The following is a 26,668-nucleotide window of genomic DNA, read 5'->3' as shown; positions in this document are numbered from 1 at the left end:
GCTAGACGCTACATCTGAGGAGGCTCGCTATTTATGAAAGCAAGTGAAATCCGTTCCAAATGGCTCGCTTTTTTCGAGAGCAAAGGACATAAAGTGGAGCCTAGTGCGCCACTTGTACCGATTAATGATCCATCTCTGCTGTGGATTAACGCTGGTATGGCACCGTTGAAAGCTTATTTTGACGGACGAGTGCAGCCGGACAATCCGCGTATTACCAACTCGCAAAAATGTATTCGTACAAATGATATTGAGAATGTCGGCAAAACACGCCGTCACCATACATTCTTTGAGATGCTGGGTAACTTCTCCATCGGTGACTACTTCAAAGAAGAAGCAATCACTTGGGCATGGGAATTTCTGACTGGCAAAGAGTGGATCGGCTTTGATCCAGAGCGCCTGTCCGTAACCGTATATCCAGAGGATGAAGAAGCATTCAAGCTGTGGAACGAGAAAATCGGTCTGCCAGCGGAGCGCATCATCAAGCTCGAAGACAACTTCTGGGATATCGGCGAAGGTCCATGCGGACCGTGTACCGAGATTTTCTATGATCGCGGCGATGCTTACGGTGCGCTTGATCCGAACGATCCAGAAATGTTCCCAGGCGGCGAAAACGAGCGCTTCTTGGAAGTATGGAACCTCGTATTTTCCCAGTTTAACCATAACAAAGACGGCAGCTACACGCCGCTTCCAAACAAAAATATTGATACTGGTGCCGGTCTGGAACGCTTCACTTCTATCTTGCAGGATGTGGATTCCAACTTTGACACTGATCTGTTCCAACCGATGATTCAAGAAACCGCGCGTATTGCCGGTGTAACATACAAAGAAAACAACGAAACCGATGTAGCGCTGAAAGTTATCGCTGACCATATCCGTACGGTTACCTTTGCAGTAGGCGATGGCGTACTGCCATCCAACGAAGGACGCGGTTATGTCATCCGCCGTCTGCTACGTCGTGCCGTTCGTTACGGGAAAGTGATTGGTCTGGATAAACCGTTCCTGTTCAGTCTTGTCAAAACTGTAGGCGATGTGATGGGCGTATACTATCCAACTGTCGTGGAACAGCAGGATTATATCGAGAAAATCATTCGCACCGAAGAGGAACGCTTCCATGAAACGTTGTCTGATGGTCTGAATATTCTCGGTGAGCTGGCTCAGCAAGCCAAAGCGAAAGGGCAAACGTCGATTAGCGGCGCAGATGCTTTTAAACTGTATGATACCTATGGTTTCCCATTTGACCTGACTGAGGATTATGCACTGGAAAACGGTCTGACTGTGGATCGCGAAGGTTTTGATACAGCTATGCAGGAGCAACGTGACCGCGCACGTGCAGCTCGTCAAGATAGTGGCAGTATGAAGGTTCAAGGCGGCGTATTGTCCGAGCTGGATGCGAAGAGCGAATTTATCGGCTACGAGCAGCTTACAGTTCAATCAACTGTAGCAGCAATCATCGTGGATGATGCGTTTGTACAAAGCGCTGGCGCGGGTCAAACAGCACAAGTGATTCTCGACGTGACTCCATTCTACGCAGAGAGTGGCGGTCAAGTGAGTGACCTTGGTCTGCTCAGCAGCGACAAGGTTGAAGCATCGGTAGAAACGCTGTTCAAAGCACCACGTGGTCAATCTGTGCATATCGTAACGATCAGCTCCGGCGAGCTGGGTGTCGGCGATACTGTAACTGCACAAGTTGACGAGCCAAACCGCAACGATATTATCAAAAACCATACCGCAACTCACCTGATGCACAAAGCGCTCAAAGAAGTGCTGGGCAACCATGCCAATCAGGCAGGTTCTTTGGTGGAAGCAGAGCGTCTGCGTTTTGACTTTTCCCATTTCAGCAGTCTAACACCAGAAGAGATCGTCGATATCGAGCGTCGTGTGAATCAGGAAATCTGGAAATCTCTAGATGTAGAGATCAACTACGCAGCAATCGACGAAGCGAAAGCAATGGGTGCGATGGCACTGTTCGGCGAGAAATACGGTGATATTGTACGTGTAGTTAAAATCGGCGATTACAGCATCGAGCTGTGCGGCGGTTGCCATGTAGACAACACATCCCGTATCGGTCTGTTCAAAATCGTATCCGAAAGCGGCATCGGCTCCGGTGTACGCCGTATCGAAGCGGTAACTGGTCGTCTGGCATACATGTTCCTTGATAGCCAGCTGGACATCCTGAAACAGGCAGCGGGTCAACTGAAATCCAACGTACACGATGTACCAAAACGCATCGAAGCGCTGAACCAGCAAGTACGCGACCTCGGTCGTGAAAATGAATCCCTGCAAAGCAAGCTGAGTCTGATCGAAGCGGGTCAATTGACCGATCAAGTGGAGACAGTCGGCAGCACGCAATTGCTGGCAACCGCAGTTAATGCGCCAAGCATGGACGCTCTGCGTGGTCTGGCGGATGAGCTGAAAGGTAAATTGCCAGAAGCGGTACTCGTACTTGGAGCGGCGATTGAGGACAAAGTAAACTTTGTTGTCGTAGTACCAAAATCCGGTATCGAACGCGGACTGCATGCTGGTAAGCTGGTCAAAGAAGTCGCAGCGATCTGCGGCGGCGGCGGTGGCGGTCGTCCAGATATGGCGCAAGCAGGCGGTAAAGATGCATCCAAGCTGAACGAAGCACTGGAAGCAGCCAAACAACACGTCGCTTCTGTATAACGGAAAACAGCGCGACAGACAAGATGACCGACCAGCGGATTCATGTGGCTTATTGATCATTCAGACCGAAGCAGTACAAACGGTAATGAGAGCAAGATTGTGAGCCGCTTACATGTTTCTGCCATATACTTTAAAATTCTGTAACTTTTCGATTAGTTTTAACGTAAATATTCCTTGTATATCGCTTGATGTGTTATGATGAGAGAGAATCAACATGAACATCAGGGGATTCCATTTTGAGGAAGCGTGTGTTCCATCACTTTCCGAAAAAGCGAGGTGTCAGCGAGTGGACTCCATGGACAAAACTGTGAAGTTTAGCGTCAAAGGTGACGAGCATGAAAGCTCCTCACAGGAAATACTGCTCACCGTGTATGATGCACTGGTGGAGAAGGAGTACAACCCGATCAACCAGATTGTCGGTTACCTCATTTCCGGGGACCCCGCTTATATTCCCCGGCATAACAATGCGCGTAGTCTGATTGGCAAAAAAGAGCGGGACGAATTAATTGAAGAACTGGTCCGTTCCTACCTGGCCAGTCATCGGTAGAGACGGAGCGTACACACATGAAAATATTAGGCCTCGATTACGGAGACCGCCGGATTGGTATTGCGGTAAGCGATGCGTTCGGTTGGACCGCTCAGGGACTGGAGGTTATTGACCGGCAGCGCAACCCCGAAGTACTGGAACGTATTGCCGAACTGGTCAAGGAACACGAGATCAACGAGATTGTAGTTGGACTCCCCAAGAACATGAACGGAAGTGTTGGTCCCCGTGGTCAACTATGTATCGAATTTGCAGAACATCTTCGGGAATCTGTGCAGCTGCCTGTTCACCTTTGGGATGAACGGCTTACAACGATGTCAGCCGAGCGCACATTGATTGAGGCTGATGTAAGCCGGAAGAAACGCAAGCAGGTCGTGGATAAAATGGCCGCAAGCTTGATTTTACAAAATTACTTGGATTCTAAAAGTAAAAGGTGAGGGTGGTTAATATGGCGAAAGATCAAAATTTGCTTGAGGACGAACCGGAAATTATTTATATCCCTGATGATGATGGCAATGAAGAGGAATTTGAAGTCATCATGAAATTTGAGGTTGATGGTTCGGACGCCAAATATATGATGGTCGTGCCTATGGAAGCCACAGAGGACGATACCGACGAAGTATATGCGTTCCGATATGAGGAAGACGACGACGATTTGAAGCTGTACATTATTGAAGACGAAGACGAGTGGCAGATCGTCGAAGAGACCTTCAATACATTAGTAGCTGAATTGGATGGTGAATAAGCCCATGAGCGATCTTTCTGCGAGTAATGTCAAGCTATCATCTAGACTGCTGGAAGCCTACGGTGTACTTATCGAGTTAACCGATGAAGACGGCGAAACGGTTGTTTATCGTTTGATCAGTGAATTTGAGGCGGAGACCGGTGCGTATGCCGTATTGCAAAAGGATACAGCATTGCCGGATACAGAAGTCGAAATTTTAAAAGTGGTGGAAGGTTCGGGCGACAAGCCGGAGCTGGTCACGATTGATGATGACGATGAATGGGAAGATGTAGCGGAGTTATATGACGAATTGACCTTACCGTTTGAAGATTAATCACGGATCTGTATACAGCAGGCATTGCTGCTGCGGTCATGTACTTTCTAAGAAGAGCGGGAACCTTTCCGCTCTTTTTGACTGTCAAAGGAGATGTTATATCCATTGCGTAAAGTGGTCAGGACATTTGCAATCATCATTATTATCCTCATTCTTGCTGCGGCAGGTGCTGCGATCTACGGCAAGAATGCAATGCAGCCGACCGCAACGTCGGATCAGCCAGTGGCATACACGCTGGCACAAGGCACGTCCACTTCGGCATTGTCCGAGGAACTGCAAAATCAAGGCATTATCCGCAACGCGCTTGCGTTCCGATTGTATCTGCGCTGGCATCATGAGGGCAGTGAATTCAAAGCGGGCAATTATGAATTTACACCAGGCATGACGTATGACCAGATTATTACACGTCTGAATACAGCGGACGTGGTCGTACCGAAAACGATGAAATTTACGATTCCCGAAGGCTATACCGTTACTCAGATTGCCGACAAGCTGAGTAAAGCTGGCTTTGTGGATCGCGACAAGTTTATGAAGCTGGTAGATGATCCATCCCAGTTCAAGCAGGCGCGCGAGTGGAATGTACCGACGGGCAATGGTATTTTGCATCCGTTGGAAGGGTATCTGTTCCCAGCAACGTATGATTTGCCAATCGAAAGCACTGAGGAAGATGTGATCGCTAACATGCTGGCAGGCATGCGCACCAATCTGGCGACCATCGATAATCTGGACGGCAAGCTCAAGACACGCGGAATGAATTTGCATCAATTGCTGACGGAAGCTTCACTGATCGAGCGTGAAGTGGTGGTACCGGAAGAGCGTGCCGAGGTAGCAGGCGTAATCGATAATCGGATCAAGCAGAAGATGCGCCTGCAAATTGATGCTACCGTGCAATATGCGCTAGGCAAGCAAAAGCAGCGTCTGCTGTATTCTGATCTGAAAATCGATAGCCCCTATAATACGTACCTGCATGACGGTCTGCCACCGGGTCCAATCGCCAATCCGGGCATTGAATCTATTAAAGCGGCATTAGAGCCGAAAACATCAGAGTATTTGTATTATGTGACCAAGAAGGATGGATCGGGCGGTCATCTGTTTGCTAAGACCTACGCCGAGCATCAGAAAAACATCGAAACCAGCAATGCTACCAGCGCCTCTGGAACAGGACAGACGAACGAGAGTGAAACGACAGAAGGCGCTGGCAATGTAGAAGCAACGACAGGTACTGACACGTCGGCAACGACCGGAACCGAGCAAAGTACCGAAAGCAGCAATCCGTAATTAATCCGTAAGCAAACCCATCTTATTGTATCTGTATCGATAGACTGCAATATATGGTTTCCTCACGCCACAAGTAAGGCGGGCACACATCAAGCAGGCTAGATCGCTGCATGATGTGTGCCTGCTTTTGGGCGTGCAGGCAAAACGTCTTCATATGCACACAAATGAGCTTCAAACCTGCTCCGTTTATCCTGTATGATAGATAGCGTGCTATCATCGGAAGTAAGCGGAGCAATGCCCTATGAATGAATAGGAATATGTAAATAACAGCTGGAAGGCTGGGAGGTGCTGAACAATGAGTAATAAACCGGAACTGTTGGTGACAGTATCCTCACTGAAGGAATTGCGTCGTCTAGCGGAAGCGGGCGCTGACGCTTTTTTGGTCGGTGAAGAACGGTATGGTATGCGATTACCCGGAAATATGACTTTGCAGCAGATTGGCGAAGCGGTAGCCTATAGTCACCAGCATGGCAAAAAGGTATATGTGGCAGTTAATAATCTGATGACCAACGAGTTACTGCATGGTTTATCGGCTTATATCGAGGGGCTGCGTGATCTGAATGTGGACGGAATTGAGTTTGGCGATCCGGCGGTGTTGACGACAGTGCGCGAACTGGCGCCAGAGCTGAAGCTGCATTGGAATGCTGAGATGACATCAACTAGTTCATCCACTGCCAACTACTGGGGCAATAAGGGCGCTACACGGGCGGTACTGGCGCGTGAGCTGAATATGGATGAGATTACCGGTATGATGGATAAGATCAAGGTAGAAGCGCAGGTGCAGGTACACGGCATGACTAATATTTATCATTCCAAACGTCAGCTGGTGCAGAGCTATATGGCACATCAAGGACGCGAGGTTAATGGTGATCTCGGTTTGACCCGTGGATTGTTCCTGATCGAGGCAGAACGTCAGGATGAGAAATTCCCGATTTATGAAGATAGCAATGGAACGCATATTATGAGCTCTGAGGACATTTGCATTTTGGAAGATTTGCATCTGCTGATGGAAGCGGGCGTACAGAGCTTGAAGATCGAAGGCATACTGAAATCGCCAGAGTATAATGAGGCGGTTGTGCGTGCATATCGTACCGCTATCGATGCGTATGCGGATCATCCAGAAACGTACGAGTATGACGAAGAATGGCTGGATGAGGTTCGTGCATTGCAGGACCCGGAACGTGAGCTTGCGTTTGGATTCTTTTATAAGGAACAGGTATTTTAAGAAAATCGCTATGTAACAGTTACATGATGCTGCGGTTCAAAACATAGGGTATTTGGTACACAAATACAATCATTTAGAGTCAACGATGTTCAAGCAATATGATCGAGGGGGAAGATCTCCAATGAGTAAAGCAAAACCAATACATTTCGGCAAACGATACCGTCTGGACAAGCCTGAGCTGTTGGCGCCTGCGGGTAATTTGGAAAAGCTGAAATTCGCCATTCACTATGGTGCAGACGCTGTATATATCGGCGGACAAAAATACGGTCTTCGGTCCAACGCAGATAACTTCAGTTTTGAAGAGATGCGGGAAGGTGTAGAATTTGCCAATCGTTACGGTGCCAAAGTATTTGTTGCAACGAACATTTATGCACATGATGAAGATGTAGACGGTATTGAAGAATACCTGCGCAATCTAGAGGATGTCGGTATCTCCGCAATTATCGTGGCTGATCCGACGATTATTGAAGTGGCACTACGCTGCGCGCCAAAGCTGGAAGTGCATCTAAGCACTCAGCAATCGACGCTGAACTGGCAGGCAGTGAAATTCTGGAAAGAAGAAGGTTTGCCGCGTGTTGTGCTTGGTCGCGAAACCAGTCTGGAAGAGATTGCTGAGATCAAAAAGCATGTCGATGTGGAGATTGAATCGTTTATCCACGGGGCGATGTGTTCATCGTTCTCAGGACGCTGTGTATTGTCCAACCATTTTACAGACCGTGATTCGAACCGTGGTGGCTGCTGCCAATCCTGCCGCTGGAAATACGATCTGTTCGAGGATGCTCGTCCACAATCCGGCTGGATGTCTGAGGAAGAGATGCTGGATAACCGGACACCGGAACCATTCGCGCTCGGAGACAATCAACTTCCATTGTACAATGAGGGTGACAATCCGTTCTCGATGGGATCGAAGGACCTGTGTATGCTGGAAGCCATTCCTGATCTGATTGAAGTCGGGATCGACAGCTTTAAGATCGAAGGACGTATGAAGTCGATTCACTATGTAGCTACGGTTGTTAACGCGTATCGTCAGGCGATTGATTCCTACATGGCAGATCCTGAGAACTATGTGCTGAAGCCAGAATGGCTGGAAGAGCTGAATAAAGCCGCCAATCGTCCGCTCAACACCGGTTTCTTTTATGATACACCGGATGAAGAGGATCATATCTATGAGCCGGAAGATAAGGCTGTACCGTATGACTTTGCTGGTCTGGTGCTGGATTATGATGCGGCTACAGGTGTAGCAACGATTCAACAGCGTAATCATTTTAAACCGGGACAGGAAATTGAGTTTTTTGGACCGGATAATACCTTCTTCAAGCAGCAGGTCGGTACGATCTGGGATGAGGAAGGCAATGAGCTAGATGCCGCGCGTCATCCATTGCAAAAGATCAAAATGAAGGTGGATCAGCCGGTTCGCTATTTTGATATGATGCGTAAAAAGAATGTGAAAACTGCTAAAAGAGCAAAAGAAGTAGCCACTATTTCGTAGAGTAGATACTTTGTAAGGGATAAACTTACTGGAATGATTCGTTCATCTGGTATTGTTTATCCCTTTTTTTGCCTATTCATGTTATAAACCATGACAGATTACCCATAGTCACCAAAATGAGAGCGATAACAAAATACGGAAATTTATATCTAATGTGAGGTTTTTCATACATAATAGGCGTAAAGACCTTAATTATTTGGAAAAAGGGGGTTCATTTTTACTGGATAATCACCGATAATGGAAGCAGAACTGTAACTATTGAACTCCAACTAGGATACATGATGTGGACAATACAGAGAATATGACCGGAATACGGGAACAGGTTCATGAATTTGAAAATGGTGGGTGAAGAGTATGGGGTTATGGCAAAAGCCAGACAAGTCTAATCGCAAGCCAGCAAAATTATCCAAACAGTTACTGAACACATCGGGGGAAAACAAGAAGGGCAAGAAGGAGAAACGGAAGCAATCAGGGGAACAAGCGCCATCGCAGAAAGCCTTACATAAGTGGTTTAAGGGGCGCGGTCGCGGAAATCAACAGGTGGTATTGCAGGATATGTCACAACCAACGGAGTCATCGCTGGCTTCGGATCAACAGCTGGACAACCAGTTATCCGATGCTGCGGCTCAACCTACAAAACCCAATACCAAGCCGCGTATCCGCTTCAAACATGCCAGTCGCGCGTCGTTATCGGCAGCTCGCAATTGGCGTAATTTCAACCCGTCCAAATCGGTCGGTGTTAAGTTATTTTTGATGTTTTTTATCGCAATTATGGTCTGTGTCGTTCTACTCGGTACATTCTCGTACGTACGTGCCAAAAGCGTAATTCAGGAAAATGCAGCCATTAGCAATGAACAGGCGATTATCCAAACGGGCGAAAAGCTGGATGTTATGCTCGGTCAACTGGTGAATACATCGGTTCAAGTATTCTTTGATCCGACCATGCAGAGCGATCTTGAAGCACTATCGCGTGATGGACAAACAGCCTATGACAAGTATCAAACGATCAATTCAATCAGCGAAAATCTGCAAAATCAATTGAATTCTACGGATTCCATCGAAGCGATCTATCTTGTACCAATGAATCCTTCGCTGAGCATTATTAGTGCTGGAACCGGCATCCCAACGGCAGAGCAAGTTCGCAAAACTGATTGGTACCAATCACTAGCGAGCAATAACAGTGTGATGCAGTGGGTGCCAACTGCCAAAACGGAAGGTACTAATAAAAACTTTGTCTATGCCCGCGCCATGCGTATTTCCAGCAGCACTGATTCGTTCGTGTTCGTCATGAGCATTAATAGCAAATGGCTAAACGATCAGATCGACAATCTGAATCTGGGCGATGGTAGTAATATTGATCTGGTGGGTGGACCGCAAAATACGGTTATTGCTTCTACAATAGAGCAGACGGTGAGTGAGCCATCCAAGTTGTCCTTTATCAATCAGATCAAGGAAGGTAGCGGTCGTTTCCAAAATGATCAAGGCACACAGCCGATTCTGGCTGCTTACTCCGTACTCAGTACCGTCGATTGGAAACTGATCGGAACGGTGCCGGTACAGGCGCTCGTTTCCAGTGCAAGTCCGATTCTAACATTGACTTGGATTATGGCAGCAATCTTTGGTATTATTGCGATTCTGATCGGATTGCTGATCATTCGCATGATCGGTCGTCCGCTGCGTGACTTGCAGCAATTGATGCACCAAGGCTCCGAAGGCGTACTGAATGTACGGATGCAGCACAAGTCCTCGGATGAGATTGGGCAGCTATCACTAGCCTTTAATACGATGATGGAAAAGATTACGAATTTGGTCAAACAGACCAATGATTCCGCGCAGCAGGTGCTGGATACAGCCTCTACACTCAGTCAAGCATCGCGTCAAACCGCAGTATCTGCGCGCGAGATCGCCGTTGCTACAGAAGAAATTGCCAATGGAGCTAGTAGTCTTGCGTTGGAAGCCGAGCGCGGGACGGAACTGACTGAGACAATGAATGACCGCATGAGCAAAGTAGTCGGTGCGAACAAGCAGATGGAAGTGTCCGCTCAACAGGTGGAGCATGCCAGCGAAACTGGCGTACATCATATGGAAAGTCTGCTTGGCAAAACGAAGGTAACTGAGGATATGATTCGTTCCCTCAATAACCGGATCGATTCATTAAAAGAAAGCACGTCCTCCGTTCAGCAGGTGCTGGATGCGATGCAGAATATCACCAAGCAGACCAATATCCTCTCTCTGAATGCAACGATTGAGGCGGCTCGCGCAGGTGCGGCAGGTAAAGGCTTTATGGTCGTTGCCGATGAGGTTCGCAATCTGGCAGAGCAATCGCGTCAGTCAATCCTGATGGTCGGTGAGATTACGACCAATATCCAGAAGGAAATGGACGAAACCGTACGTGTGCTGAACGAAGCATATCCATTGTTCCGTCAGCAAACGGAAGCGGTACAGGAGACAACTGGTATCTTTGAAACGGTACAGGAGCAAATGAAGGAGTTCGTAACCAAGCTCGGATCTGCAACACAGTCCATCTCCGAGTTGAACAATGTACAGCAGTCCATGAGCGAAGCGATGAGCAATGTGAGTGCTGTTGCTGAACAGTCGTCCGCTACCTCGCAGGAGGTTGCTTCTCTGAGTAGCGAACAGCAGAATGTCAGCGGTCAGTTGGTTACTCTGTCCAGTCAACTGGAAACCGTGTCGGTTGGTCTGAAAGACACGATTGCTCGCTTTACGATTGATGAAGCTGAGCAGGGTACTGCGGATACTATCGGTAACGAATCAGCTGCCTCTGAAACGACCGAAGCTTCGGATGCGGTGGCTCATGATCCGTCAGGTCGTGCTTCTTCGGAGGAGCATAATGGCGGTAACAGCGAAGCATCCTCGCAACAGAATGAGGAAGACAAACCGCATCTGGGCAAAGAAGCCTGAATATAGGTGAGTCAGAAGTGAGTCAGAGATCATTCAGAGTTCGGTCCATCCTAATCATCTGGAGTATGCAGAATATGAGGATCTCCATATCTGCATACGGTAAGATAGGGGCTATATTTAATGAATAAACGAATGGGCAAGCAACTATAGCAATCCTACTATCAGCCAGCCCTAGCAACTCTAGTTCATTACACAGTCATAAGATCGAGATACAAAAAAGGACACTTCCCGTTGAGGGAAGTGTCCTTTTTGTTGTCGCTTGTTAGTTTACACTGTGAGTTACTGGAAGGCAGTTGATAGCGATAACCTCACGTTGCAGTCATCTTCTTAAAGAGAATCAGTGGAGTATAGATGACATTGCTTTGAGTATAATTATGTTGCATCGTCTTTATCAGTGAATGCTGTTGTACTCGCAGACGATGGGGAATCGACAGAAGCTCCTGCTACTGGCTCATCATTGCTGACAGTTGCATTGGTTACATCACCATCGCTAGAGGGCATAGGTTCAAACTCTTCCTTCGGCAGTGTAATCCAGCGCTGCAAATACCCCTGTACAAACAATTCTTTGAGCAAAATAATCAAGATAGGCGATAGCACCAGACCAGCAACCCCGAAGATTGACAGTGAGATAATCATCGCTGACAGCATCAGATAAGCAGAGGTGATACCGATCGAATTGCCAGTTATTTTTGGCTCTAGCAGCTGGCGAGTCAGCATCACGACAACTAGCAGTACGGTTAGTCCAATTCCCAGCCCCGTTTGCCCAACGATAAATAGGTAAATGATCCAAGGCAGGAAAATAACCGGAATCCCTAGCAACGGTAAAATATCAAACAGCGCACTCAAGATTGCAAGCGAAAACGAATGATCCACCTGCAAGATCAATAACCCGATGTAAACCAGTACAAAGGTTAGCGATACCATAATCAGCTGGGCTTTGAGATAAGCACCGATCGCGAAGAATACGTGATTTTTTAGAAAAAAGACGGCTTTTTTGATTGTATTCGGCGTTTTCTCATGAGCGATTCGTCGCCATAGATTAATCTCGGCACTCAGGAAGAATACTAGAATAATGCCAACCGCAAAGCTGCCGATAAACGACGAGAACGTACCTAGCCAGCCGATCGCAACATTGAATAGCGATTTGCCCCAGACTGCCAATCCTGCGGTAAAGGTAGCAAAATATTCATTGATCTGCTCTGTTACGTTGGGTGGCAATGCGTTTAGTTTATCCTGTAAAAAGACAGTAAAGCTTGCAAAATGCTGCTGCACGATGGACGCATATCCCGGTAGAGCGTCAGTGACCTGACCAATCTGGGATACGAAAACCAATCCGGCACCAAATAACGCGCCCAAAATAATCAAGACAAAGACAAGTACAGCAATCGCCGAGCTTGCCATTTTGGGTAATCCACGCCGATTCAGAAACATAGCAAACGGCTCGATGATCGCAAAAATCAACACAGATAGAAACACGGGCGCCGCAATGCGGTACAGCCAGCTAGATAGCAATAGGACGAGATAAACCGTCAATACGACGACCGCAATATCAAATACGGTTCGCCAGTATTTTTTGTACAAAGGCAACATAACGATACAAACTCCTTCTACAGCTTGAAATGAATAACATGTAATATAACAGCAGATAGCAAGCAGGTATATCATTATGTAACAGCAAGCCAATCAACAACTACAGATTCATAAGCAGAATAGCATATCTGTCTTTATTGTAAAGTCCGCTGTTACAACTACCATTTTGCCGTATGCTAAAATAGTATAGATGCAATGGACGCAAAAGCCAATCAGACCACAGCATGATTCTACTACACAAGTATATTGTCAACCGCTATGAATTCCAATCGTCTGCTAACCACCGCAATGGAGACTGCTCTAGCATGTTACGCTGGATCAGGTGTCGAAAGGAGCTAGTTATGGAACAATTATTTTTGTGGCTGCTTTACATAGGTTCGTTTTACGCATTTATTCCCGGTCTGGTGAGTCGGCTGTTCGGGTATCGAGTATTTCGTCGGGGCAATAGTGATACCCAATTTGCACTTACATTCGACGATGGTCCCGATCCCATGTATACGCCGTTATTGCTCGATATACTAAAACAATACAACGCACGCGCGACATTTTTTGTAGTTGGTCGACATGCCGAGCAGCATCCAGATGTATTGCGCCGGATTCATGACGAAGGGCATCAGATCGGCATTCATAACTATATTCATAAAGCCAACTGGCTGATGTCACCAGCAGCAGTACGGCGGCAAATAGATATGACGCAAAAGGTGATTCATCAAATCACTGGCACGCGTCCGATCTATTACCGTCCGCCATGGGGCATTGTGAACCAATACGATTTGTCCAAAAAAAGTCAGTACGATATTGTACTCTGGTCTTCGCTATTTGGTGACTGGCGTAAGCGCGTCGGTCGGCAGCGGCTGGCAGCTCGTATGCTGCGCAAGCTACGCGGTGGTGAGATCATGCTGCTACACGATTGTGGCAACACATGGGGTGCTGATCGCAATGCACCTGCCGAGATGCTAGCAGCATTGGAAGTCGTGTTACAGGAAGCACAGCAGCGCGGTTTACAATCGGTCACCATTGGAGAACTGATGGAGGGCAGCACCTATATGTCCAGACAGATGCGTAATCAGACACAAGTTCCAAACAATGACACAGCCAGACAGCGTATAGCACCGCTAGGTACGCTGATTTCTCCATTCAAGCGACTGCTGATTCGCCTATGGCTGCGCTGGGAACAGCTGTTTCGTTGGGTGTTTCAGCTTCAGCATTCTCATCCGAATAGCATATTTCATTACCGACTGCGTGCATATCAAGGTAAGCCGCTGAAGCTGGATAATGGCACGATGCTGAATAAAGGTGATCTGATTATCGAATTACATTTGGATAACCAACAGTTGCTGCAAGTAACGTCTCGTTCGCGTTCGATGATGCAGCTAGCAATTCTGCTCATCCAGTCAGCGAAAAAGGATTTTCCACAACTTGCTACGTGCATTCAGGAACAGCCAGAGCTGCAACATGCTAAAGCACTGTACGGAGTGAGCATGATTCATCGGGGACCGGAAAAATTCGGCTTTACCATTCATGATCTGCCATCCGGTTGGTTTGCGTGGAGTACACGGTTGTATCTCAAACTGCTATTAGCGGTAATTCATCCATCTGGGAGTCTACGACTAAAAGAACAGTCCAGCCAGTTAGTGCCGAAGATCATGCTATGCTCGACTGATGCGTTTCTGAAACGATATGCTGTACCTGTACCTCCGATCCCTGAAACAGAAGTTGTATTGGTGTCAGATAGTGCGGTAGTTGCTGCGGCAAATGCCCATAATGGATAGACACTAGCAAAAGTGCAAGGGTAAGAACGCAAGAGCAAGAGCCTTACCATTTTTGACGATTCATTTTCGTATAAAAAAGCCCGCCTACCATATGAAATCTATACGGTAGGCGGGCTTTTATTCTGCATAGTTAGGTCATTTTCATGAGTATGAATCTGACCTACTATTCATTTTGTGATTGCATGGTACTCATATGATCTAGTGATTACCCTACACACTCAGAGTCTATATATCCATTCTTCCGCGCAGGAAGATTAGATTTTCATGATACCGCCCATGCTGGCGTTGGTTACGAGTTTGGAATAACGGGCGAGGTAGCCAGTTTTTACTTTTGGCTCGAACTCTTTCCATTCGTTTTTACGACGCTCTTCCAATTCCTCGTCGCTAACATGCAGCGTGATTTTGCGCTCGTTCAAATCAAGCTCGATGATGTCGCCATCGTGTACGAAAGCGATTGGACCGCCTTCTGCTGCTTCTGGGGATACGTGACCGATACTGATCCCGCGAGATGCACCGGAGAAACGACCGTCTGTCAGCAGACCGACTTTGGCGCCAAGACCCATACCAACGATTTGCGAGGTTGGAGCCAGCATTTCCGGCATACCCGGTCCGCCTTTTGGACCTTCATAACGGATCACGACAACATGACCTTCTTTGACGTGACCATTAGCGATGCCGTACAGCGCATCATCTTGAGAGTCGAAGCAGATAGCAGGACCTTTGTGGTAGCCACCAACCGAAGCGTCAACCGCACCGACTTTGATGATCGAGCCTTCAGGAGCAAGGTTACCGAACAGGACAGCCAGACCACCGCGTTCGGAGTGTGGATTTTCCAGTGCATGAATAACTTCATGGTTCTGGATTTCTTGACCCTCTACGTTTTCGCGAAGTGTTTTACCGGTTACGGTAATACAGTCATCATGCAGAGCGCCTGGCTTTTTCAGTAGCTCGTTCAACACGGCGCTTACGCCACCTGCCAGATGCACATCCTCGATATGCCAGTCGGAAGCAGGAGCCAGTTTTGCCAGATGCGGTACACGGTTGGCAACTTCGTTGATGCGTTCGATCGGATAATTGATCTCTGCTTCGTGTGCCAGTGCCAGTGTATGCAGAACGGTATTGGTAGAACCGCCCATAGCCATATCCAGTGCAAACGCATTGTCGATTGCTTTTTCAGTTACGATATCGCGTGGTTTCAGATCCAGCTTGATCAGTTCCATCAGTTGGGTGGCGGATTGTCTAACAAAGTCACGACGCTCTGGCGATACAGCCAGAATGGTGCCGTTACCTGGCAGTGCCAGACCGAGTGCTTCAGCCAGACAGTTCATGGAGTTAGCCGTAAACATACCGGAACATGATCCACAAGTTGGACAACCAAATTGTTCAAGTTCCAGCAAGCTCTTATCATCGATTTTACCCGCTTGATAAGCACCAACGCCTTCAAATACAGAAGTCAGAGAGATCGAACGACCTGTGCTGTCTTTACCGGCTTTCATCGGACCACCGCTGACAAATACAGTCGGGATGTTTACGCGCAGAGCGCCCATCATCATACCCGGTGTGATTTTGTCACAGTTCGGGATGCAGACCATACCGTCGAACCAGTGCGCGGATACAACGGTTTCCAGAGAATCCGCAATGATCTCGCGACTTGGCAGGGAATAACGCATACCGATATGTCCCATAGCGATGCCGTCGTCCACGCCAATTGTATTGAATTCAAATGGTACGCCGCCTGCTTCGCGGATGGCTTCTTTAACAATTTTACCGAACTCCTGCAGATGCACATGACCCGGAACGATGTCGATGTAGGAATTACATACAGCGATAAACGGCTTGCCAAAATCTTCTTCCTTTACGCCTGCTGCACGGAGCAGACTGCGGTGCGGTGCGCGATCGAATCCTTTTTTGATCATGTCCGAACGCATTTTCTGTTTTGTGTTAGCTGCCATGGTGTCGGTTTCCCCCCAAGATATATAATAGTAACTTCTTTACTTTAGCGCGGTTGAATGGCAAAGTCAGAAGCTGAAAAAGCAATGCATAATATAGCATATGAACATACGGAAAGAATGAAAACATACAATAATGACATGAACCCATACGGACCAATATGTGCAAAGCAAGCGCAATTAAGCGGATATTACACAAAAGTTTTTAATAGAGTCTATCATATGTGTTAGCTTTTTGCCAGCTTATATTATGTAATTTACGGAGAAAAAGAATACAAAAAAGCAGACCTTTTTTGTACATAGCACAAAGTGGTCTGCCTAGCAATTTGGTTATCGTAGTATGTATTTACCTGTATTTACATAAGGTGGAAAATGGTCCAGAGATCATGAGCGAATGATCCGGTATATGTTTCATGAAAAGAGGGCTGTTCCATTCGCTTAGTAAGCTGATGTGAAGTTATAAGGAATTGCAGTAGATCTTCATAATATTTCCATAATATAAACAACGCCAGCGTCACACCTGATTACAATTCGGTGTGACGTTGGCGTTGCAAAACAGGCGATATGCCTTCCGATGAGTGACCTGCATCGGTGCGTTTGACCGACTGCATTTGCTAATTGCTCAATACGCTTGTAATGTCACCTAGGTTATCTGCATGCAAGTAAGTCGGCTTTATACCGACATTCATTACTTGCTTCCGCCCTTACGTCCAATTTCTTTATAAAAGTCGCGATCATGCGTTTCCGATGTCGCTTCGCCGCCTTTGCGTCCAATCTCTTGATAGAATTCTTTGTCGTGGTTACGAGAAGTGGCTTGACCACCTTTTTTACCGATCTGCTGGTAGAATTCTTTGCTATGTTTACGGGATGTGGCTTGACCGCCCATACGCCCGGCTTCCTCGCGGGTCATTTTGCCATTGCTCTTGTTGTTTGCCATAACAATATCACTCCTGTCAGATTAATAAACATGAAACGTGTTACCAACTATTTGTAGTTGCTCATTAATTACCCGATGATTATCGACTGAAACGAAAATTACCTAATTTATCCACCTGGCATTTGTTTAAACATATAATTTTGGTGTTTTTCAGCACTTATTTTCATATGAAAACAGGATGATACAATTGTTGTGACTGAATTCACAACCAAGAAAAATGGTTTCATTTACATTAGAAGGAGTGCGATCCATTCGTATGATTGACAATAAAGAAAGCGGTTGCGAAAATATACAGTGTAACTGTTACATATGCTTGTACCGCAAATGCCTGAATCGGGAGGGTAAAACATGAACAATCAGACGGGATATCCAGAAGTTGTAACCTTTGGAGAATCCATGGGGTTGCTAACAGCCGAGGATTCACGCGGTCTGGAATATGCAGCCCAGCTGCGCAAATCATTTGGCGGAGCAGAGAGCAATCTGGCAATTGGTATTGCCCGATTGGGTCATACGGTCGGCTGGTGCGGACGACTTGGTAATGATCCGCTCGGTGTGATGATTCAAAAAGCAATTCGCGGCGAAGGGGTAGATGTATCGCGTTCGCAATTGGCAGATGGTGAGCCAACGGGTCTGATGCTGCGTGAAAATGTATCAGGCAAAGCATCGGTGCATTATTATCGTCGTTTATCGGCAGCGAGCAATATGAAGCCGGAGCATCTGGATGAACAGTATATTGCGGGAGCGCGTGTTTTGCATGTGACTGGGATTACGGCAGCGATTAGTCGTTCAGGGCTAGATACCGTGCGACGTGCGATGGATATTGCCAGTGCCGCAGGCGTAACGGTCTGCTTTGATCCGAATTTGCGTCTGAAGCTGTGGACGCTGGAGGAAGCACGCCCGGTACTGCTCGGATTGGCAGAGCGCTGTGATTACTTTTTGCCAGGGCTGGATGAATTGGCGCTGTTATATGAGACCGATGATCAGCAGCAGATTTTTGACCGTTTGCGTCAGTTGAAGGCAGTCAGTATCGTCAAAGGTGGACCTGATCTGACTTATGTAGTGGAACCGGAGCGTACGCTGGAAGTGCCGTATTTCAAGGCGGAGCAAGTGCTGGACACCGTCGGTGCGGGGGATGGATTTTGCGCTGGATTCATTACTGGATTGCTGCGCGGCTATTCTAATGAAGAAGCGGTGCGACTGGGCAATCTGAACGGCTCGATGGTTATTCAGGCTGTTGGCGATTGGGAAGCACTGCCAACACGCGCTCAAGTAGAAGCGAAGCTAGATAACAAAGTGCATATCGAGCGTTAATAAGTGCATAGCAAGCGTCAAAAGTGTGCGAAGTGTAACTTCACCCACTTTACAGGAATCCAACTCATTCTGTTTTCTCCAATTTTGTTCACGTGAATATTGTAAAAAAATTCTAATTGATCAAGGGAGTATAACCATGAAAAAACTGCAAATCCTACAAAAAATCATTGATAGTGGAGTGGTCGCTGTACTACGCGGCGATTCCGCCGATCAAGTATTCAAAATGGCAGAGCAAGCCATCGCTGGCGGCATCAAGGTGATCGAAGTAACGCTAACCGTACCAGGCGCATTGCAAGCGATTGAGAAATTAAGCCGTATCTATAGCTGGAAATCACAAACTGCCGACAACTTTGCGATTATTGGTGCAGGAACGGTACTTGAGCCACAAACGGCACGCGCAGCTATCTTGGCAGGAGCAGAATTTGTAGTTGGTCCATCGCTCAATCCCGAAACCGTGAAAATCTGTAACCTGTACCGCATTCCCGTCCTGCCGGGCGTAACGACATTAGAGGGCGTACAGCATGCGCTAGAGCTGGGCGTAGATATTGTGAAGCTATTCCCAGGCAATCTGTATCAGCCATCCATTATCAAAACGCTGAAGGGTCCTATGCCGCAAGCGAACTTTATGCCAACTGGTGGCGTATCGCTGGACAATCTGGGCGAATGGATCAAAGGCGGCGCTGTTGCTGTGGGGATTGGTTCCGATTTGACAACTGATGCGCTCAAATCAGGCGATCTCAGTCTCGTGCGTCAGAAAGCCGAGCAATATATGAAAGTATATCGCGAAGCCAAGCAAGGCTAATATGCCAAAATGTTGCACAGTGTAACATAGCAAAATGAGCTATCTGTCGGTAGCTATTGTTTCTTGATAAAAGGATGAGCTACATGATCGTGACACAACACGATCCAGCTCGAAAATGATGATTTTCTAACGCAAAGTTTCTTCGTATATATCGAAAGTGGTATACTACACATACGAGCAGCCTGTTGTCCTGCCAGGGAGACAGGCTGTTTTGCATCGCACAGAGCTGTAGATCAGCGAAGGTACGCGAATGCAGCAGCCATTTTTACAATGAGGTTTCACTGTCCATGGGAACGCAACGTATGCGTTGAACAGGAGTATGGATAGCAGGCGGTCTAGCGACGATTTTCTATTTACAGGAAGATGAATATGCGGTCGTTCTGAGGAAACAGCAATGGAAGGAGAGCATGATGTTTAGACGCAAGCGTAACAATTATCTCGGAGGGTATAACAGTGGAAGACGGGGTGGCAGTCGTATTCGTACCATCGGCAAAATTTTGCTGGCTGTATTGATTGTACTCGTTATCGCATGTGGCGCAGCCGCATGGTATGTATTCACTCCATATCAACCGACAACACAAGCACAGCAAGCCCTCAATGCCACAGACAAAGGTGTGACCGTGAAACAGTCGGATGACTGGATCGAGTTCGCCGCAGCCAAGCCTACAGGAGACAGCATTATTTTCTACCCGGGCGCACGTGTGAAGCCAGAAGCATATAGTCTATTGGCACAACGTTTGGCTAATAGTGGACATTCCGTTTATATTATGAAAATGCCGTTCAACTTCGCCTTCTTCAAGCCTGATGCGGCGCAGGCTGTAGTGGATAGCAATCCCAATCAGACCTTCATTATCGGTGGTCATTCACTAGGTGGCGTATTCGCTTCACGTTATGCAGCCAGCCATGTGGATCGCATCTCGGGTGTGTTTTTCTTGGCTTCGTATCCAGATGAAAAGGGTAGCCTAGGGAACAGTGGTTTGCCAGTGATATCGATTACGGCATCCAGCGATAAAGTACTTGATATGAGCAAATATCAGGCTGCTCGTGAAATGTTGCCAGCAACCGCGATATACTACGACATTCCAGCTGGTAACCATGCTCAATTTGGTAGCTATGGGGAGCAAAAGGGAGACGGATTTGCTCAAATTACAGCAGATGAACAACTCAAACAGACTGCAAGTGCCTTGCTCAGCTGGATGCAGGATATTGAAGCAGCAAAGGACAAAACATCTTCAAAATAGGTTCCAATTCATCATAATGGATATTCCGATCTGAACAAAATCCATCTCCAATCGACATCATAAGCAGCGTTCCCTATCATCCATACGATGGACAGGAACGTTGTTTTTGTATTGTAAATATAGTGAAAAGAAATTACATTTCGATCTATAGCCACATGGAGCAATTATAGCCATATGAAGCAAGAACGTACATTTCAGACTGCAGCAATGGTACACTGTATACAAGATAATAGGAGCAGGAGGGAAATGATATGGATAAAATCGATCAGCTGGCACAATGGATCGAGGAATCGGAGCGTATCGTCTTTTTCGGCGGTGCAGGGACATCAACAGAGAGCGGTATACCTGACTTTCGTTCAGCGACTGGACTGTATCAGGAAAATGGGCAGCGCGGATATTCACCGGAAGAGATGCTGAGCCGTCCATTTTTTGATCGGGAGCCAGAGTTGTTTTTTGACTTTTATCGAGGAAAGCTGCTGCATCCAGATGCGCCACCTAATCCGGTGCATCATCTACTGGCAGAATTGGAGCAGGAAGGCAAGCTCAGTGCAGTCATTACGCAAAATATTGACGGCTTGCATCAGAAGGCAGGCAGTCGCAATGTGCTAGAGCTGCATGGCTCCGTATACCGCAATTCCTGTACGACATGCGGCAGAGGCTATACGTTAGACGATGTACTGGCGCAGGAAGGCGTACCGCGTTGCCCGCTCGATCATGGCATCATTCGTCCAGATGTAGTGTTATACGGTGAATCGCTGGATTCTGATGTGATTAGCCAAGCCGTAGCAGCGATTGCGCAGGCGGATTTGCTAATCATCGGCGGAACCTCGCTGACCGTATATCCAGCAGCAGGCTTCGTGACTTATTTCCGGGGAAATCATACCGTATTACTGAATGCATCGGCGACCTCGCATGATCGTCATGCCGATCTGATCATTACCGAGTCGATGGGAAATGTACTGGAACAAATCCGGCAGAAGCGCTGTTCATAGCAACCCACAACGTCAAACAATGAGCCGATACAACAGCGGTGGAAATAGGATTGCATATTGATAACGCTTCCGTTATGATTTGTGAGGATATGCAAGGCAACGACTTTATTCAACAGAAGGGTTGGGATGATTGTGGTCTATGTAGCTTCAGAACAGCGTTATGACAACATGAAATATAACCGTCTTGGACGGTCAGGACTGAAACTACCAGCGATTTCGCTCGGTTTATGGCATAACTTTGGCGGTATTAACACACTGTCCAATTCACGTGAGATGCTGACCCGTTCGTTTGATCTGGGTATCACTCATTTCGATTTGGCGAACAACTATGGTCCGCCGCCAGGATCGGCAGAAGAAACATTCGGTCAGGTGCTCAAGCAGGATCTGGCACCGTATCGTGATGAACTCGTTATCTCCACCAAAGCAGGGTATTATATGTGGCCGGGACCGTACGGCGAGTGGGGTTCCCGCAAAAATCTGATTTCCAGTCTGGATCAGAGTTTGAAGCGGATGGGGCTAGATTATGTTGATATTTTCTACTCTCATCGATTCGACCCGGACACCCCGCTGGAAGAAACGATGATGGCGCTGGATCATATCGTACGTTCTGGTAAAGCGCTGTATGTGGGCATTTCCAGCTATTCTGCGGAACAAACGCGCGAAGCAGTTAGCATTCTCAAGCAGCTGGGTACGCCGTTGACCATTCATCAGCCACGTTATTCCTTGCTGGATCGTTGGATTGAGAACGGATTGCAGGATGAACTGGAAGCTGCTGGTGCAGGCAGTATCGCTTTCTGTCCGTTGGAACAAGGCGTACTGACCAGCAAATATTTGAACGGTGTACCATCCGATTCACGTGCTGCGGGTTCTTCGGTATTTCTAGGCAAAGATCAGATTACCCCGCAGACGATTCGCAAAGTGACCGCACTCAATCAAGTAGCGGCAGCGCGTGGACAAAGTCTAGCGCAAATGTCACTGGCATGGGTACTCCGCGGCGGCAAAGTAACCTCCGCCCTAATCGGCGCAAGCCGCGTCTCGCAAATCGAAGAAAATATCAAAGCGCTAGATCATCTGGACTTCTCGGATGAGGAATTGCAACGCATTGAAACGATCCTCAAAACTGGCGGCGAGCATCACGAGCAGTAAGCAGTGAAGGTTCGGCATCATGAAGTAGAAGGATCAGTATAATAGATATGAAAAGGCTCCGCCTATTAAGGTGGAGTCTTTTTTGCGTTTGTATCAGTATGCCATTGTTGTTGATTGAGTATATTGACTGTGATTGTATGAGTGTTTTGGTTCCGATAGTCTGAATCTAGCTAAGGGCGAAGTACCTGTTCAGTTGCAATTTTTACATGCAGAGCAGAGAATAAAGAGTAGGTATTCCATAGGTGACACATTCATTCGGTATCCATTGCTCACATGATTTACCATCACTTCATATCACTCAACATCATACATAAGCTGCAAAGGAGTAGGATATTCATGTATCACATCAAGGATCAAGGCAATTACGAGCATTTGCCTGAATTGGCACTTGCTATTTATGAAGGACAGATACAGCAGTTACAGACATTATTGGACAATGGACATGATATGAATGCTCCGATTCCACTCAGTACATACTCGTCACTAACACCACTCAATCTGGCAATTATTCTTGAACAAAGCGACATAATCCGTTTGTTAGTAGAACGTGGAGCGGAACTAAATGCGCCCAATAACCCCTCTATACTCAAAGCCGTCCGGTATGCTAGTGAACAGGATATTCGTTATTTGCATCAGTCCGGCGCAAAGCTCGATCTGTACAATCATCTCAAATCGGGTGCCTATCAGCAGGCATACTACGGTGGCGGTAAGCATATTCCACTATTGCAGGAGCTGGGTCTGGACATTGTGAAGCATGCGGGGAAAACACTGCGCACCGCCGTTCAAGATCACAATATGAAAATCGTAGAGTATTTGCTACAGCAGGGTGTAGACATGAATTACAATGAAGCGGATCAAGTCTATCCGTATCAAGCAACACCACTAACAGTCGCTGTTCGTAAAGGCGATGCCAAAATGGCTCATTATTTACTGGATCACGGAGCAGATGTCACGATTACCGAAAAGGACGGCGAACGTGCGTATACGATTGCGCTAACCGCAGGTCATCATGAACTGGCAGAGCGAATCAAGCAACTAGAACCACCTGAATTTCATGATAAAAGCAATAAGTACCATGCGTTGATTCCATACAAGCTACCTGCCGATTTGCAGCAATGGCTGGAAGAGAAGCCGCAGCGAATGGAATTTCCAGATCACGATGACTATGGTATACGTTATATTCAATTTTTCCAGCTGATGGACACGATTGAATTCAAAATGGGTCGCACCAAATTGCTTCGTTTGTCATCCGTCGTGGACAATTACAGTCATTTGCATATCGTCTGGCACGCCAGTTCACGCAAAATCAGCTGCTATGATGAAGAACATCTGACCTTAGAGCCACTGGCAAGCTGGAAAGAATTCAAGCAGAATCCATTGCGCAGTCTGGAAGATTTGTTCTGAATCATGATACCCTTCTCGAGCCGATTCCTACCTTTCCGGCGGATGAATCGAGGCACGATATTGGCTAGGCGACACTTCGTAGAAGCGTCGGAATTGCTTGGAAAAGTACAGCGCATCTGTTAGCCCAACCGATGCGGCGATCTGCTGGGTGGATAGCTCCGGTCGTTCGCGCAGCAGTTGACGCGCCTTATCGATCCGCAGCTTGAGCAGATAGGTCACAGGTGTCATTCCCGTTTCCTTTTTGAAAATACGCGAAAGATACGCCCTGTTGTAGCCGATGCTGCTGCACATATCTTCAATCGAGACCGGATGCGCATACTGACTAGACATATAGTGAATCATTTGCTTGACCGTACGCCGTGTAATGGATTCTGCGCCGGGCAATGCCGCTTCGCGTGTCAGCAGCTCGCCCGCTTCCGCCATAATCAGATGCAGATAGCCGAGCGAAGCCAGATCGGAGCTTTCCTTTTGCGTGTAAAAGGCTTGCAGCATCTGCTGCAAATATTGACGGATGCTGCTGCCATTCTGATCATTGGAGGTAGCGGTTCGTGCAACAGGTAAGCTGGCACGGAAGCCTGCCTGCTTGACCAATTCATCCGCCTGTTGACCAGCAAAAGCAACCCAATGATAATGCCACGGCTGCTGTCGATCCGATACATAGCTGACCAGCTGACCCGGATGAATCAGAAACGAATCCCCTGCACGCAGGGTATACGTATGATCTTCCGTAATAAATTGCCCACGTCCGGCAGCGACATAATGATACAGATAATAATCGTAAATCTTCGGTCCAAGTCGATGTGACGGCGGGGTCTGACTTTCGCCTGTGAACAGTACGTACAGCATGCCCTGATCATGGAAAATGGGATTGGGTGCTACTTGATACGTTTTATCGGACATTAACCATTACCCCCTGTGTGTCCTAGAATGCGCAGGCTATAAAATTAATACTCGCTTTATCTATTGTTCATACACGCGTCATATTTGTACAGTATAATTATACAATCTCGAAGTCACATTTATCCATATAAACCACACATCTGTTCATTACGCTTTATAACGCTTTCAGGCTATACTAAGATCATAACAGCGCAGGGCTGACAGCAAACCGACTTTATGGAATAAGGTGGAATTAACCGATGAATCAGGAACAGATGAAACAGGCATTTACAGATAAATACGGAGTGAACGGTGAGATTCATGTCTTCCACGCACCGGGGCGCGTCAACCTGATTGGCGAACATATTGATTATAACGGCGGCTATGTACTTCCAGCAGCGTTGGAATTCGGTACAGCACTGGCAATTCGTACCAATAACGATAACATCATTCGGCTGGCTTCGATCAACTTTCCAGATCAGGAAGGCGAATTCGCTTTACCGGAGATTGGATTTGGTAGAACAAAACAATGGATGGACTACCCGCTGGGTATCCTCGCTGTTTTGCAGGAAAAAGGAACGCCAGTCCGCAGCGGGTATGATCTACTGTTCTTCGGTAACATCCCGAATGGATCGGGTCTTTCGTCCTCAGCTTCCATTGAAGTCGTTACCGCTTACGCACTACTGACAATGGAAAAAGGTCACATTGACACTGTCGAAATCGCTGTCCTTTCGCAGCGTGCAGAGAATGAGTTTGTCGGCGTGAACTGCGGCATTATGGATCAGTTTGCTGTCGCCAACGGCTTGAAGGATCATGCGATTCTGCTCATGTGCGATACGCTGGAATACAAGCATGTGCCGTTCAACACTGGCGATTATCGCATCGTTATCGGTAATACGAACAAGCGCCGTGGGCTGGTCGATTCCAAATACAATGAACGTCGCTCGCAATGTGAAGCCGCATTGACCGCTTTGCAGCCACATGTAGAGCAGCTGAATTATCTCGCACAGCTGACACCAGAGCAGTACCATGTGCTGGAAGAACAGATTCAAGATAAGATTGTCCGCAATCGCGCGCGTCATGTCATTGAGGAGAATGCCCGCGTGCTATCCTCGGTGGAAGCACTACAGCAGGATAATCTACAACGCTTCGGACAGCTGATGAACGAGTCGCATGAATCACTGCGCGATCTGTACGAAGTGAGCTGCGAGGAGCTGGATGTGATGGTGGAGGAAGCTCGTCTAATCGCTGGCACCATCGGTTCACGCATGACGGGGGCTGGATTTGGTGGATGTACCGTTTCGCTGGTTCATCAAGATCAAGTGGAGCTGTTCCTACAAGAGGTCGGCAAATCGTACGAACAACGTACCGGTCTAAAAGCAGACTTCTACGTTTGCTCCGCAGGCGACGGCGTCACAGAATGGAACTAACAATATATTCGTATCACTCAAAATAAAATGTACCTCAA

General features: G+C 47.3%; 21 protein-coding genes. 17 read left to right on the top strand and 4 right to left on the bottom strand.

The genetic code is table 11. The features are described 5' to 3' along the window. Nucleotides 1-33 precede the first annotated feature (33 nt). The 9 genes from alaS (at nucleotide 34) to ABXR35_RS13540 (ending at nucleotide 11,177) form a co-directional block, all read left to right on the top strand. Nucleotides 34-2,661, top strand: a complete 2,628-nt coding sequence (alaS, locus tag ABXR35_RS13580; protein WP_367060900.1) for an alanine--tRNA ligase — start codon at nucleotides 34-36, stop codon at nucleotides 2,659-2,661. 286 nt (nucleotides 2,662-2,947) lie between these two features. Beyond that, nucleotides 2,948-3,208 carry an IreB family regulatory phosphoprotein gene (locus ABXR35_RS13575; protein WP_017813465.1) on the top strand — a complete coding sequence of 87 codons (261 nt, stop codon included), beginning with the start codon at nucleotides 2,948-2,950 and terminating at the stop codon, nucleotides 3,206-3,208. 17 nt (nucleotides 3,209-3,225) lie between these two features. Beyond that, entirely contained in the window at nucleotides 3,226-3,642 is a 417-nt protein-coding gene (ruvX, locus tag ABXR35_RS13570; protein ID WP_367060897.1) for a Holliday junction resolvase RuvX, read from the top strand. 11 nt (nucleotides 3,643-3,653) lie between these two features. After that, on the top strand, nucleotides 3,654-3,950 hold the full coding sequence (locus ABXR35_RS13565) for a DUF1292 domain-containing protein (RefSeq protein WP_367060894.1): 297 nt from the start codon (nucleotides 3,654-3,656) through the stop codon (nucleotides 3,948-3,950). A 4-nt stretch (nucleotides 3,951-3,954) separates the two neighbouring features. Further along, nucleotides 3,955-4,263, top strand: coding sequence for a DUF1292 domain-containing protein (locus ABXR35_RS13560; RefSeq protein WP_367060891.1), 309 nt, complete (start codon nucleotides 3,955-3,957; stop codon nucleotides 4,261-4,263). Nucleotides 4,264-4,368: 105 nt separating this feature from the next. Beyond that, on the top strand, nucleotides 4,369-5,541 hold the full coding sequence (mltG, locus tag ABXR35_RS13555; protein WP_367060888.1) for an endolytic transglycosylase MltG: 1,173 nt from the start codon (nucleotides 4,369-4,371) through the stop codon (nucleotides 5,539-5,541). A gap of 295 nt (nucleotides 5,542-5,836) precedes the next feature. Then, nucleotides 5,837-6,766, top strand: a complete 930-nt coding sequence (locus ABXR35_RS13550) for a peptidase U32 family protein (protein WP_367060885.1) — start codon at nucleotides 5,837-5,839, stop codon at nucleotides 6,764-6,766. A 121-nt stretch (nucleotides 6,767-6,887) separates the two neighbouring features. Further along, nucleotides 6,888-8,255, top strand: a complete 1,368-nt coding sequence (locus ABXR35_RS13545; RefSeq protein WP_367060882.1) for a peptidase U32 family protein — start codon at nucleotides 6,888-6,890, stop codon at nucleotides 8,253-8,255. Nucleotides 8,256-8,609: 354 nt separating this feature from the next. After that, nucleotides 8,610-11,177: a methyl-accepting chemotaxis protein gene (locus ABXR35_RS13540; protein ID WP_367060879.1), complete on the top strand. Its 2,568-nt coding sequence runs from the start codon at nucleotides 8,610-8,612 to the stop codon at nucleotides 11,175-11,177. Nucleotides 11,178-11,549: 372 nt separating this feature from the next. Here ABXR35_RS13540 and ABXR35_RS13535 read toward each other — a convergent pair whose 3' ends face one another. After that, nucleotides 11,550-12,767: an AI-2E family transporter gene (locus ABXR35_RS13535; RefSeq protein ID WP_367060876.1), complete on the bottom strand. Its 1,218-nt coding sequence runs from the start codon at nucleotides 12,765-12,767 to the stop codon at nucleotides 11,550-11,552. Nucleotides 12,768-13,108: 341 nt separating this feature from the next. Here ABXR35_RS13535 and ABXR35_RS13530 point away from each other — a divergent pair, with 341 nt between their 5' ends. Continuing rightward, a complete protein-coding gene (locus ABXR35_RS13530) occupies nucleotides 13,109-14,539 on the top strand; it encodes a polysaccharide deacetylase family protein (RefSeq protein WP_367060873.1) in 1,431 nt (476 codons plus the stop codon). A gap of 254 nt (nucleotides 14,540-14,793) precedes the next feature. Here ABXR35_RS13530 and ilvD read toward each other — a convergent pair whose 3' ends face one another. Next, nucleotides 14,794-16,467, bottom strand: coding sequence for a dihydroxy-acid dehydratase (ilvD, locus tag ABXR35_RS13525; RefSeq protein ID WP_367061452.1), 1,674 nt, complete (start codon nucleotides 16,465-16,467; stop codon nucleotides 14,794-14,796). A gap of 709 nt (nucleotides 16,468-17,176) precedes the next feature. Further along, nucleotides 17,177-17,425: a KGG domain-containing protein gene (locus ABXR35_RS13520; RefSeq protein WP_367060870.1), complete on the bottom strand. Its 249-nt coding sequence runs from the start codon at nucleotides 17,423-17,425 to the stop codon at nucleotides 17,177-17,179. Between the two features lie 348 nt (nucleotides 17,426-17,773). Between ABXR35_RS13520 and ABXR35_RS13515 the strand changes: the two genes are divergently transcribed. The 6 genes from ABXR35_RS13515 (at nucleotide 17,774) to ABXR35_RS13490 (ending at nucleotide 24,321) form a co-directional block, all read left to right on the top strand. Further along, entirely contained in the window at nucleotides 17,774-18,736 is a 963-nt protein-coding gene (locus ABXR35_RS13515; RefSeq protein ID WP_367060867.1) for a sugar kinase, read from the top strand. Between the two features lie 136 nt (nucleotides 18,737-18,872). After that, a complete protein-coding gene (locus tag ABXR35_RS13510; RefSeq protein WP_367060864.1) occupies nucleotides 18,873-19,538 on the top strand; it encodes a bifunctional 2-keto-4-hydroxyglutarate aldolase/2-keto-3-deoxy-6-phosphogluconate aldolase in 666 nt (221 codons plus the stop codon). A gap of 407 nt (nucleotides 19,539-19,945) precedes the next feature. Beyond that, nucleotides 19,946-20,779 (top strand): alpha/beta fold hydrolase, encoded by an 834-nt coding sequence (locus ABXR35_RS13505; protein ID WP_367060861.1) that lies wholly within the window; start codon nucleotides 19,946-19,948, stop codon nucleotides 20,777-20,779. 251 nt (nucleotides 20,780-21,030) lie between these two features. Beyond that, nucleotides 21,031-21,771: an NAD-dependent protein deacylase gene (locus ABXR35_RS13500; protein WP_367060858.1), complete on the top strand. Its 741-nt coding sequence runs from the start codon at nucleotides 21,031-21,033 to the stop codon at nucleotides 21,769-21,771. 132 nt (nucleotides 21,772-21,903) lie between these two features. Next, the gene (mgrA, locus tag ABXR35_RS13495; RefSeq protein WP_367061449.1) at nucleotides 21,904-22,917 is read left to right on the top strand and encodes an L-glyceraldehyde 3-phosphate reductase; all 1,014 of its coding nucleotides are present in this window, start codon (nucleotides 21,904-21,906) and stop codon (nucleotides 22,915-22,917) included. Nucleotides 22,918-23,253: 336 nt separating this feature from the next. Further along, the gene (locus ABXR35_RS13490) at nucleotides 23,254-24,321 is read left to right on the top strand and encodes an ankyrin repeat domain-containing protein (RefSeq protein ID WP_367060855.1); all 1,068 of its coding nucleotides are present in this window, start codon (nucleotides 23,254-23,256) and stop codon (nucleotides 24,319-24,321) included. Between the two features lie 27 nt (nucleotides 24,322-24,348). Here the strand turns inward: ABXR35_RS13490 and ABXR35_RS13485 are convergent, their stop codons facing one another. Further along, entirely contained in the window at nucleotides 24,349-25,221 is an 873-nt protein-coding gene (locus tag ABXR35_RS13485; protein WP_367060852.1) for an AraC family transcriptional regulator, read from the bottom strand. A gap of 239 nt (nucleotides 25,222-25,460) precedes the next feature. Between ABXR35_RS13485 and ABXR35_RS13480 the strand changes: the two genes are divergently transcribed. Then, complete coding sequence (locus tag ABXR35_RS13480) at nucleotides 25,461-26,630, top strand: galactokinase (protein WP_367060849.1); 1,170 nt, start codon at nucleotides 25,461-25,463, stop codon at nucleotides 26,628-26,630. Nucleotides 26,631-26,668 lie beyond the last annotated feature (38 nt).

The organism is Paenibacillus sp. JQZ6Y-1 (genome assembly GCF_040719145.1).
GTDB classification, from domain to species: domain Bacteria; phylum Bacillota; class Bacilli; order Paenibacillales; family Paenibacillaceae; genus Saccharibacillus; species Saccharibacillus kandeliae.
The sequence above is the reverse complement of the archived record's forward strand: the minus strand, read 5'-3'. Positions and strand labels throughout refer to the sequence as shown.

Excerpts from the sequence above, each read along its gene's own strand:
- alaS (WP_367060900.1), top strand. The coding sequence starts at position 34 with ATGAAAGCAAGTGAAATCCGTTCCAAATGGCTCGCTTTTTTCGAGAGC.
- ruvX (WP_367060897.1), top strand. The coding sequence starts at position 3,226 with ATGAAAATATTAGGCCTCGATTACGGAGACCGCCGGATTGGTATTGCG.
- ABXR35_RS13565 (WP_367060894.1), top strand. The coding sequence starts at position 3,654 with ATGGCGAAAGATCAAAATTTGCTTGAGGACGAACCGGAAATTATTTAT.
- ABXR35_RS13560 (WP_367060891.1), top strand. The coding sequence starts at position 3,955 with ATGAGCGATCTTTCTGCGAGTAATGTCAAGCTATCATCTAGACTGCTG.
- ABXR35_RS13550 (WP_367060885.1), top strand. The coding sequence starts at position 5,837 with ATGAGTAATAAACCGGAACTGTTGGTGACAGTATCCTCACTGAAGGAA.
- ABXR35_RS13545 (WP_367060882.1), top strand. The coding sequence starts at position 6,888 with ATGAGTAAAGCAAAACCAATACATTTCGGCAAACGATACCGTCTGGAC.
- ABXR35_RS13540 (WP_367060879.1), top strand. The coding sequence starts at position 8,610 with ATGGGGTTATGGCAAAAGCCAGACAAGTCTAATCGCAAGCCAGCAAAA.
- ABXR35_RS13535 (WP_367060876.1), bottom strand. The coding sequence starts at position 12,767 with ATGTTGCCTTTGTACAAAAAATACTGGCGAACCGTATTTGATATTGCG.
- ABXR35_RS13530 (WP_367060873.1), top strand. The coding sequence starts at position 13,109 with ATGGAACAATTATTTTTGTGGCTGCTTTACATAGGTTCGTTTTACGCA.
- ilvD (WP_367061452.1), bottom strand. The coding sequence starts at position 16,467 with ATGCGTTCGGACATGATCAAAAAAGGATTCGATCGCGCACCGCACCGC.
- ABXR35_RS13520 (WP_367060870.1), bottom strand. The coding sequence starts at position 17,425 with ATGGCAAACAACAAGAGCAATGGCAAAATGACCCGCGAGGAAGCCGGG.
- ABXR35_RS13515 (WP_367060867.1), top strand. The coding sequence starts at position 17,774 with ATGAACAATCAGACGGGATATCCAGAAGTTGTAACCTTTGGAGAATCC.
- ABXR35_RS13510 (WP_367060864.1), top strand. The coding sequence starts at position 18,873 with ATGAAAAAACTGCAAATCCTACAAAAAATCATTGATAGTGGAGTGGTC.
- ABXR35_RS13505 (WP_367060861.1), top strand. The coding sequence starts at position 19,946 with ATGATGTTTAGACGCAAGCGTAACAATTATCTCGGAGGGTATAACAGT.
- ABXR35_RS13500 (WP_367060858.1), top strand. The coding sequence starts at position 21,031 with ATGGATAAAATCGATCAGCTGGCACAATGGATCGAGGAATCGGAGCGT.
- ABXR35_RS13490 (WP_367060855.1), top strand. The coding sequence starts at position 23,254 with ATGTATCACATCAAGGATCAAGGCAATTACGAGCATTTGCCTGAATTG.
- ABXR35_RS13485 (WP_367060852.1), bottom strand. The coding sequence starts at position 25,221 with ATGTCCGATAAAACGTATCAAGTAGCACCCAATCCCATTTTCCATGAT.
- ABXR35_RS13480 (WP_367060849.1), top strand. The coding sequence starts at position 25,461 with ATGAATCAGGAACAGATGAAACAGGCATTTACAGATAAATACGGAGTG.